At 63.9% G+C, this 10,125-nt stretch carries 6 protein-coding genes and 1 pseudogene; all 7 read right to left on the bottom strand.

The features are described 5' to 3' along the window. Nucleotides 1-101: pseudogene (locus ACZ4SW_RS36940) on the bottom strand (aldehyde dehydrogenase family protein); the annotation flags it as partial. Between the two features lie 345 nt (nt 102-446). Continuing rightward, the gene (locus ACZ4SW_RS36935; protein WP_468253470.1) at nt 447-1,166 is read right to left on the bottom strand and encodes a M48 family metallopeptidase; all 720 of its coding nucleotides are present in this window, start codon (nt 1,164-1,166) and stop codon (nt 447-449) included. A 7-nt stretch (nt 1,167-1,173) separates the two neighbouring features. Then, nucleotides 1,174-4,527 (bottom strand): type I restriction endonuclease subunit R, encoded by a 3,354-nt coding sequence (locus ACZ4SW_RS36930; RefSeq protein ID WP_468253469.1) that lies wholly within the window; start codon nt 4,525-4,527, stop codon nt 1,174-1,176. Between the two features lie 54 nt (nt 4,528-4,581). Beyond that, nucleotides 4,582-5,457 carry a restriction endonuclease subunit S gene (locus ACZ4SW_RS36925; RefSeq protein WP_468253468.1) on the bottom strand — a complete coding sequence of 292 codons (876 nt, stop codon included), beginning with the start codon at nt 5,455-5,457 and terminating at the stop codon, nt 4,582-4,584. 358 nt (nt 5,458-5,815) lie between these two features. Next, on the bottom strand, nt 5,816-8,296 hold the full coding sequence (locus tag ACZ4SW_RS36920) for a type I restriction-modification system subunit M (RefSeq protein WP_468253467.1): 2,481 nt from the start codon (nt 8,294-8,296) through the stop codon (nt 5,816-5,818). A gap of 71 nt (nt 8,297-8,367) precedes the next feature. Further along, entirely contained in the window at nt 8,368-9,027 is a 660-nt protein-coding gene (locus ACZ4SW_RS36915) for a restriction endonuclease subunit S (RefSeq protein WP_468253471.1), read from the bottom strand. A gap of 11 nt (nt 9,028-9,038) precedes the next feature. Next, the gene (locus tag ACZ4SW_RS36910) at nt 9,039-9,722 is read right to left on the bottom strand and encodes a hypothetical protein (protein ID WP_468253466.1); all 684 of its coding nucleotides are present in this window, start codon (nt 9,720-9,722) and stop codon (nt 9,039-9,041) included. Nucleotides 9,723-10,125: the final 403 nt, after the last annotated feature.

Genomic DNA, 10,125 nt, shown 5'->3' with positions numbered 1-10,125 from the left:
CCGAACGGCGAGCTGTTGATCAGCGCCACGCCCTCGTCGTAGGTGTCCACGCGCAGGACGCACAGGACCGGGCCGAAGATCTCGTCCCGGTACGCAGCCGCCCCGCCGGCCTGACCTGAGCAGGCAAGCGCGAGGTAGTCCCACACTGTTTTGCCGGACTGCGGACGCGGCTCCACACCCCACCGCTCCACCAGCGCATCGATGAGCAGAAGTCCTCGTCCCGTGTCGTCCTCCGCCGCCGGAGCGCAGACGGATGGGAGACGCCCGGCGCGTGTGGTTGCCGCGGCGTCCTACACCGTCCACGTCAGGGACTCGAAGGCCTCGGGCCCGAGCTCAGCTCGCCTTTGGTGCGAGGAGTGGTCGGCGTTCGTGCGGTATGTGACGGAACGCTGACCCCCTGCACACTTCCATACCCTCACGTCTCGGTCATCGGATGAACGTGATCATCAGGAGTGGAGGGGCAGCCAGACCCCCGCCCCCCACTCCTCCAGCCTCTCCCGCCGCGACTCGTAGTCCGGAAGCGCGCGGGCCACTGTGCGCCAGAACTCCGGTGAGTGGTTGCGAACGTGCATGTGGGCCAGCTCGTGCACCAAAACGTAGTCCACGAGGACTGCGGGCAACTGCATGACCGCCCAGTGGATGTTGAGAGCACCCCAGGCCGAACAGGAACCCCATCGGTAGCCCAGCGGGCGGACGATCAGGTCAGCGGGCGGAGCGTTTAGGGATTTCGCCCACGGGCCGACACGTCTGGGAAGCCATTGTTTCCCGCGCTCCACGTACCAGGCCACCAGTACGTCACTGGCGGTATCCCTGCAGTCCCGACGCAGCTGTAGCCTGCCCTGGGCCAGCGCAACCGGGTGGGGCGCAGCGTCCACGATTCTGAGCCGGTGGCTGCGCCCGAGGTAGAAGAAGCCCTCCCCGTCCACGAAGCGGCGGTACGGTCTCTGTTCCGCGTCCGCTTCACGGCTGCGGACCTTGGAGTAGAGCCAGGGCAGACGACTGCGGAGAAGCTGCTCCAAGGCCGTGTGATCCGTGCCGATGGGTACGACCGCGACGATCCGTGCGTCACGTTCCACCGTGACCCGGACGCTCTTGCGTCCGGGTACGGGGCGAATCTCGATGACCAGACCACCAACGTGCAGCGGTTCAGACGGAGTGTCATGCATGGACGGGTTACAGGTCCTTCTTGTTGTGCTGGACGATCTCCCGCACGGCCGGTGCCAGGCTGTCGACCACGGGAAGCGTTCTGTCGTTGACGGCGAGCAGCATCCAGATGTCGCTCTGCAGGTCGTGCAACGCCGCCATGTTGAAGAAGAGATCCTTCCGCGCGCTGTGACGCACGGCGATGGACCGCACTTCACGTGCCAGCCCGACCAGGTCCTGACGCACCTCGTCGCTGATGACACCGTCCGTGATGATGGTGGTCAGCTGTTGGTAGACGGCCTGCTCCAGCTTGCTGAGCGCGCGTATGTCCTCAGGCAGGCTGGAGTCACGACCGTGGGTCAAGTCCTGGGCGCTCTGGGAGAGTTCCTTGAAAGCCTCCACCTGGCCGGTCCAGTTCTCCGCGTACTTCTTGAGGATCTCCTCCAGGCGCTGGCGGAGCTTGTCATAGGCGACCGGGTTCTCCTGGAAGTGGAGTTCGATGTGGTTGCGCAGGGCGTGCGCCATCATCGAAGCCTTGGCGCGGGCGCTAGGCATCTGCTCGACCTTGGTGCGGAAGTCGTCGGAGGTGAGCCGAGTGGGTTCTATCGCGCGTTCGACGCCGAGAGCCTTGACGTGTTCGTCGATCAGCTCCGCGACACGAGCGCCGTAGGCGGCGGGGTTGAAGCCGTCGTCCTCCTCGCTGAACCGCTGCTTCGCCACCTGTGCGATGAACGCGAAGATCTTGGCCGGCTTCTGGTAGGGCCGGGTGGCCTCGCGTGGCATCAGAAGAGCAAGAGTGCTCAGAAACTCGCGGAGCAGCTTGCGGTAGGTAATGCGTCGTTCCTCGTCCTCCAAGGTGTCGATCACTCGGTGGACAGCGACGGTGTCGTCGGGGTCGATGAGCTCCCGAGGCAGGCCGAGGTGATGCCGGAGTGCCTGGTACTGGTTCTCCAGCTTGTCCTCCTCCGTCCTGAAGTCGATGGGTTCCCCCTCGGCCTCGTCGGAGGCGTAGGCCTCTATGGCCTCCCGGAGTGCCGTGGCGACACCGGCGTAGTCGACGACGTACCCGGCCTTCTTCGTCTCCCCGTAGGTACGGTTCACGCGCGCGACAGCTTGGAGAAGCTCAGCCTCACGCATCCGGCGGTCCAGGTACATCACCTGCTCGATGGGCGCGTCGAAACCGGTGAGCAGCATGGTCCGCACGATGAGCATGGCGACCGGCCTGGAGTCCGCGGTGAGCTCGGCGGGGTCCGGGAAGGGCGTACGGAAGGCCTTGATCGCGGCCTTGTGTGCTGTTGCGTCGGTCCAGGACGCCCAATCTTTCTCTTTCTCCGCGTCCGGGGAGATAACGGGAACGAAGTCCATGACTCTGAGTAGTGGAAGCTGCTTGTGGGCGGCAACCAGCAATCGTTGTCTGGGATTGCGTTCCTCCGCGGGTGTCTCCTGCGCCTTGAGAAGAATGCGGGCAGATGATGCCGCTGCTTTCTCCACCTCGGCGACCAATTCGTCCCTCGCACGGCACAAGGCCTCCCGGTAGCGGACGGCGATTCCTCGGGAGTGGGCGACGACCTGAGCTTTGAAGCCGTCCTTCAGAGCTCCTTCCACATAGTGGCGGAGCATGTGCCGGGCTTTGCGCTGGATCATGTCGTCGGCCGCGAGGACCGCCGAGGAGTTGGCGTAACGCTTTTGGAGTTCGTCGTACTGCTCGTCGGTGAGTTCCTCGAACTCCTCCTGGAACGCCTCGTCCAATGCCTCACCCTCGACGACTGCGCCTTTGGCGACGTGCCCCTCGTAGTAGATGGGGACGATCGCCCCGTCGTCCTCGGCGTCCTTGATCCGGTAGGTGTCGATGAACTCGCCGAAGGTCGTGGTGGTGAGCTTGCGGCGGTTCATGATGATCGGTGTGCCGGTGAAGCCGATGCGGGCCGCGTTGGGCAGGGACTCCATCAAGTTCTGGTGGAGTGTGGAGCTGTGCGAGCGGTGCGCCTCGTCGACGAGGATGAGGATCCCCTCGCGGTCGTTGACGAGTCCCCAGCCTGGTGTGCCCTCGTGAGCGAGGGAGTCGGCGGCGTTCTGCCGGGCCTTCTCCACGTCCTGCTGTTTCTGGATCATCACGAAGACGAGGCCAGCGTTCTCCAGTCCCAGGACCTTCGGGACCTGGGAGGCACGGGTGATGACATCCGGCTTCTCGCCGGCGAGGGCGGCCGTTTCGGAGAGCTGGTCCTGGAGCTGCTTACGGTCCGTGACCACGACGACCTTGAAGTGGCCCAGACCCGGCGTGGAGCGCAGCTTCCGTACCAGGAACACCATGGTCAGGGACTTGCCCGAGCCCTGGGTGTGCCAGATGATCCCGCCGCGCTTGTCCTCCTTGCCGTGGACCTTCTTGGTCTCCCCGGTCCGGAGCCGCTCTACCGCTTTGTACACGGCCCGGTACTGCTGATAGCGCGGGCCGATCTTCACCCGGGACGTGCGCCCGCCGGCCACCTCCACGTCCTTGAAGACGACGAAGTTGCGCACGATGTCGAGCAGGCGGTGCGGATGAAGTACGCCTGCGGCAAGCACCTTCTGCGCGTCGGCGAACGCGTCGTCGGGATGGAAGGTGGTGGCGACCACCTGCTCGGTGTCGAGCGGATACGCGTCCCGCCAGACGACGTAATCCCGGGGGCGCGCGGTGAACGTGCCCAGGAGAGCGGTGTCCCCTGTGGTCGCAACAGTCAGCTGAACCGTACGGAAGAGCTGTTCGCTGCCCTCCGGGGTCGTCGAGTCCCGTCGCTGGTTGGCGTACCGGCGGAGCTGCTGGACAGCCTTGTGTGCGTCTCCCTGACCGGCCTTGAGCTTCTTGCACTCTATGACGACCAGAGGGATGCCATTCACGAAGAGGACGAGGTCGGCGATCAGCTTCTTGGGCTTGCCCGCGTCGTCCCGTGCCCCCGGGATCGTCATCGGGAACTGGGAAACGGCAAGGAAGTCGTTGTTCCCCGGGGTGTCCCAGTCGATGAACCGCACCTTCTGGGCCCGCCCACCGTTCCAGCCCTCGACACCGGGCACGTCAACGCCCTCGATCAGCGCCTCCGTCGCCGCCTCGTTGGCTGCGACGAGACCGCCGCCGGGTGGGCCCCCCTTGCTGAGAGCAGCGATCGCGGTGGCCGCCCGCGCGTCGTCCAGCCATGCCGCACCGCTCGGTGTCCGGTTGAGCCGATCCAGTCGCCGCCGGAGAATCCCGGTGAGCAAAGCACTGTCCGTCCCCTGCCGGACGTACGGCTCCTCACCGGGCTCCTGCAGCTGCGCACCCTGAAGTCCTATAACGTGACGCCAGCCCATGGTGGGATGCGTGAGCTGAGCGATCAGCGGCGCCTCTACGTACTTGTACTCGGGGCCGGACATGGGCGGTGCGGTCTCCTTTGGTGAGCGGTACGCGGATGGGGCGGAGCAGCGGAATTAGGGAGCTGCAGGAATGCGGACCTGACAGGCAAGAAGGTCATTCATGAGTGCCTTCCTGGCGGACTTCAACTTGACTACCTCGCGTTTTAGTCGGTTTCGCTTTTCTTGGATCGCCATTACGGGGGCGAGGGTGGCGGCCTGCACAGAAGGATCCGCCCATGGCACCACAAGTCTTCGAATGGACTCTTGACTAATATTTTTCATGCTGCTACTCGTGCCGGTCGCCGCAATTTCGATCTGTCTGCGCAGTGCCGACTGTCGCAGAAGCGCATTCAAGAAGTATGGATCATCCTCTCGGTGTGCGAGATTCAATCGCAGCGTCTTATCGCTCAGCATCAACCCCGGCCGAACCTCACCCACCACGCAGGACAGACCGACGAGCTCAGGGGTATTGGCCCGAGTCATCAATAGGTCTCCCTGGCGCACTTCGATCGAGGCGTCAACTAGATCACCAGCTTCGACGCGCTTGTTCTCCAGCGGCCGGAACCCTTCACGACCCACTGCGCTGACCTTGAGAACACCCCACTGCCCCGCCCCCGCGGGTTTATCTTCGAGATCGGGACTGTTGCCTGCGTCAATGGAAGCAAGCAGAGAGCCGAGGACGACGAATCTAAAGCATCCGACTGTCTGGCCGATACGCTCAGCCATGTTGGACACTTCTGTCGCTTCGAGCACCTCAAGAGCAACTCGGAGCTTCGCGTCCAATACAGAATCGCTCAAAGCTCCGAGCTTCAGAGCTTCAATGTGCAACCTCTGAATCTGCATATCGAAGGCATCGAGGATCTCCGCAATTCTGCCCTGTTCCGAAAGTGGCGGCAGGTTGACCTCAATTTTCTTGAACTCGCTGTACTTAAGATTCCATGTGTCGCTCACGAGTCCCTGAGATCGGTTAAAAAACTTCCCTACAAGACCGGGCTCCTTCAGGAACCAACGAAGGAACTCGCTGGACACTCCGCCAACCGGTTCACATACTGTGTACGCCGGGCTAACGATTCCAGCTTCACCAGCGACACCCGAGACTCCCTGCCACATCCGCATCGTGTTGTAAACAACATCGCCCGGGTGCACATCCCAATACAGGGATTTATCTGCACTGGAGGAGTCCCGTCGGCCACTCTCACTCTGTCGAATCACACCCCTGTCGGCAGTCACCGAGAGCAGAGTGTCTACCGAGTGCGTCCGCTCGGACCGAAGTCTGAGAATCTCCCCCAGAGCTACTCGGCGCCAGCCCTCACGCATACCCCAACTCCTCCAGGTACCCCCGCAGCCGCTTCGCCGAAGCTTCGCGCTCCTGCTCCAAATCCGTCAGGGTAACCGCGTACTTCTCACCCCAGTTTCGGAATGCGTCCACCAGTGCCCGGCGGTCCGTGGCGACGAAGCGGTTCATGCGTGCGTTCAGGTCCTCACGCAGGAAGCCGAGTACGACCTCCTGCGCCTGCACGGGGGACAGTTCCTTCGCCGCCTGCTCAAGCTTGGCCACGAACGACGCCTTGATGGCAGCCAGTTCGATCTTGGCTTCCTTCAACTGCTTCCGCAGCGCAGCCAGCTCCTTGCGCGGCAGAACCTGCGACAGGTCGACCTCTTCCTCGTCCGCTTCATCCGCGCCGTCCGCACCCGCCTTGAACGTCTTCTTCGGCGGCGAACCGGCCTTTACCTCCGCGTCCAGCTTCGCGACCAGCGCCTCGGCCTGCTCCAGCTGCTCCACGTACTCCGGGATCAGCTCGGGGACCAACCGGTGTTCGCGGGCCTTTCGCATAGCGGAGCGATAGCGTGCCTTGGTCTTGGCGTCGGCCTTCTCCGAGGGTTCCTCGAACGCCGAGGCGATGCTGCGCACCCACCCGTCGATCAGGCCCTTGAAGCCCTTGGCCATCAACACGTCGAGGTCGTTCCTCGCATCGAACCACCAAGCAGCGACCGCACCTGCGAGCTGGTGCTTGTCGAGGACTCCCACCGGCTCCAACGCCGCGACGAACGTGCTGAGCAGTTCGTGGCGGGCCTGCGCCTTCTGTCGGTGCACGGGCAGCTGCGCCAGACGTTCCCGGTGCTCGGCCCACCAGGTGTGGAAAGCCCGCCCCAGGACGGCTTCCTTCTGTTGCGCGAGCATGGGGATCCGCGTCGCCGTCGCCTCGTACCCCTCCTCAAGAAAGTCGACGTAGTCCGGGTCGCCGTCCCGCTGCCGGAAGAGCTGACCCTCTGCATCGATACCGAAGGCCTCGAACTGCTTCTTGCGCGCTGCGATCTCGCTCCTCGGCACGCCCCCGTACAGGTGCGCTCGTACGTCCTGCGGTTCCGGAGCAGGGGTGTTGTCCACGTAGCGGCGGATGTTGAGGTTATAGTCGTTCTCCGCAAGCTCGTCGAACTTCACCACCCGGGCGAAACCAGGGATCTCCTGCCACCCCTCGTACGCTGAGACGATCTTTTCCGCGTGCTGGGCCTCCAACAGGTTCTGCGTGCGCCCGGCAGTGATCTCCCGATCGGCGTTAATGAAGAGCACGCCGTCGCGTCGGCCCTCGGGAGCACCGTTGCGGCCGCGCAGAACCAGGATGCAGGCGGGGATGCCCGTGCCGTAGAAGACGTTGGGGCCGATTCCGATGACGGCTTCCAGTCGGCCTTCCTCGATGATCCGCGCGCGGATCTTCTGCTCCTCCCCGCCCCGGAAGAGCACACCGTGTGGCATGACGACCGCCGCGATACCGTCCGCCTCCAGCACGGCGAGGACGTGCTGGACGAACATGAGGTCGGCCTTCTTGCCGGACTCGGGCGTCCAGTTCACCATCCGCTCAGGGAATTTCATTCCCTCGCGGCGGTAGTTCTGAGCAAACGGGGGATTGGTCAGGATCCGGTCGAAGCGCTGAAGCTGTCCGTTCGGCAGCACGTGCTTGGGGTCGGCGAGTGTGTCGCCGTGGTGGATGACGCCGTCGGCCACACCGTGCAGCAGCAAGTTCATGCGGGCCATCGCCCAGGCGCTGCCGTTGTCCTCCTGGCCGTGCACCGACAGGTGCGACTCGTCGCCGCCGTGCTCCTGTACGTACTCCTTGGCCAGGATAAGCATGCCGGCCGAGCCGCAGCACGGGTCGTAGACCGACATGCCCGGTTCCGGCTTGACCAATTGGTTCATCATGCGGATGACGGAGCGCGGGGTGTAGAACTGGCCGCCCTTCTTACCGCCCTCGTCGGCGAACTCGCCGATGATGTACTCGTAGGCGTGCCCCAGAAGGTCGGGGAACTCGAAGTCGTCATTGCTGAGCCGGTATTCGCTGAAGTGGTCGATGAGCTGCTGGATGACCGGCTTGGTCAGCTTCGTGTTGCTGCCGCGGGGATCGGTGAAGCTGATGTAGGAGAGAACGCCTTCGAGAGCCTGGTGGTTGCTGTTCTCCAGCGCATCCAGTGCCACGTTCAGGGCCTCGGCCGGCGTGGTCCGGGACTGGCTGACGATCGTGGACCAGCGGGCCTCATTCGGCACGTAGAACTCGTGTGCCTTGTACGCGCCGCGCGCCTCGGAGATCCGCTCGGCCTGCTCCTGACTCTTCCCCTCCGCGATGAGTCTTTTGACCAGTGCGGCCCGTGCCACGTCGAACTGGTCCGACGCACGCTTCAGGAACAGCATCGCGAAGATGTAGTCCTGGTACTGCGCGGCGTCCATCTTGCCGCGCAGAATGTCCGCTGCGGCATACAGATGCCGTTCCAGCTGCGGCAACGTCAGCTGTGCCACTGGGTTCTCCTCTTGCTTCATCTTCCACAGGAAGTGTGTCCTGTGTGAGCCCGGTCCACCTTAGGGCCGGTCTATGACATCCGGCTCGTGCGACGGGTTCTGGGTGCCCTTCGCTCAGGTGCGGCGCTTGGTGCCCGAGATACGGTCGTGCCAGGCAGCTCGTCGCCCAGCATCTGTGCGAACAAGCCCTGCCTGACAGCACTAAGGCGCATGAGAATGCGCTGCTGCAGATTCATCTGCAAACTGACCTCGCCCAGGGCTTCTGCCATTATCCGCTGGCGCCGTGCATCGGGCAGCAGCACCGGCAGTCCTTCCAGTGACCGTGTGGTAAGCACTGGCACCGTGCCCACCTGGACATGGGACAGCAACTCGGCCACCACCGGAGGATGTGACAGATAGGCAGCAAGGTAGACAGGGTCGACGCGTTCGCTATCGGGGCGAATGCGGATGCAGGAGGAGTGGTACACCCAACCATCGGCCGCCTCATCGACCAGTGCGACCTTCCCCACCCCGCCGAGACGGACGATCACCAGGTCGCCGGAGCGCAGCTGGAAGCGTTCGAGGCCGGTGATCGTATCGGGGATCTGTCGCAGCGCCTCCGGATCAATCCGCTGGGCGTCCGTGATGTCGGCAGGGGTCACCACGGGGACCCCATCGACGTCGTGTCCGAGTTCGGTGAAAAGGTCGCTGGAAGGGCTCGCTGTGATCGCGCAGATGTCCCCCAGCCTCACGGACTGTGGACTCACGATTCACTTCCCCTGCGCTGAGTACAGACTCCGGGGCGATTCGCCAGCAGCAGCGGCATGGACGTATCGGCAGTCTCGACCCGGCGGGCCACGCCCTCGGAGACGTAGCCGATGGCCGTCAACACGGACCGCCGGTCGGCCGCAAGGTCCCGGCCGCCGATACGGTCCTGATGCGCCACCTTGTTCCGCAGCAGACGCAAGTGGTTCAAGCGCTTGTAGAACGGCTCGCGCCGACCCCGGTAGCCGGGGAAGCCGGCCTTCATGGGGCGCCACAGTTGCGTCTCGTAGTCGTTGCCGCGTCCCACCAGCGTGACCCAGAAGCCGAGCGACACCTCACGCTGGATGTCTGTCGGAGTCAGTGGCACCCCTGCCCGGGACAACTTCTCCTCGGCTTCCTCGATCTTGCTCATGGTGCCGTAGGTGAGGCGAAGCCGTGGGGCGCTCCACCAGTCCGCACGCCCGTAGTGCGCCGACAACCGGTCGGAGATGGTGCACCGCAGCACGTTCTCCAGAGTCCTGAGCATTTCGTACATCGCCTTGGAGACGTCCGTCTCCCAGTCCGACCAAGCCAGAGCCTGGCGGCAGTAGGGCGCGCACAGGGCCTCGGGGTCTGCGTACCGACCGGCGTCGATCGTCCTGATGAGATCGACCTCATCAGCGGTGGCGCACGACATGGACATCCCCCGAGGGTCCGTGTTGCTTAGGCAAGGGTCCAGGCACTACCTTGGTAGGCGTAAGCCCCGGTGTGTGCCTCTGCTCGCAAGCGCCCCGGGGCATAGCTATGCACAAAAACGCCCTGCATAAATCGAATGCCAGTTCGATCTCTGCCTGACATGGACACCGTACCGTGGTTGCGACTCTCGGTCAACTATGGGCACTCCTTCGTGTATGTCGATACGAAGGAGATTGCGAATCGCGGGATATGCCGATCGAAGCAGTCGTGCCGGCGAGGCTCGGGGCACAGGCCTGGGGGGCGGCCCCGCCAAAGACAAAGGGGGGGAAAGAGGGGGCGCAGAGGTGAACTGTTGGGGAGGGAAACCCCATCCCCCAACCCCCCGGAATCCTATATGTTTGGCTACCACG

This window comes from Streptomyces sp. NPDC028331 (assembly GCF_055565775.1).
Note: the sequence above shows the minus strand (reverse complement) of the source record. Positions and strands in the feature narration are given on the sequence as shown.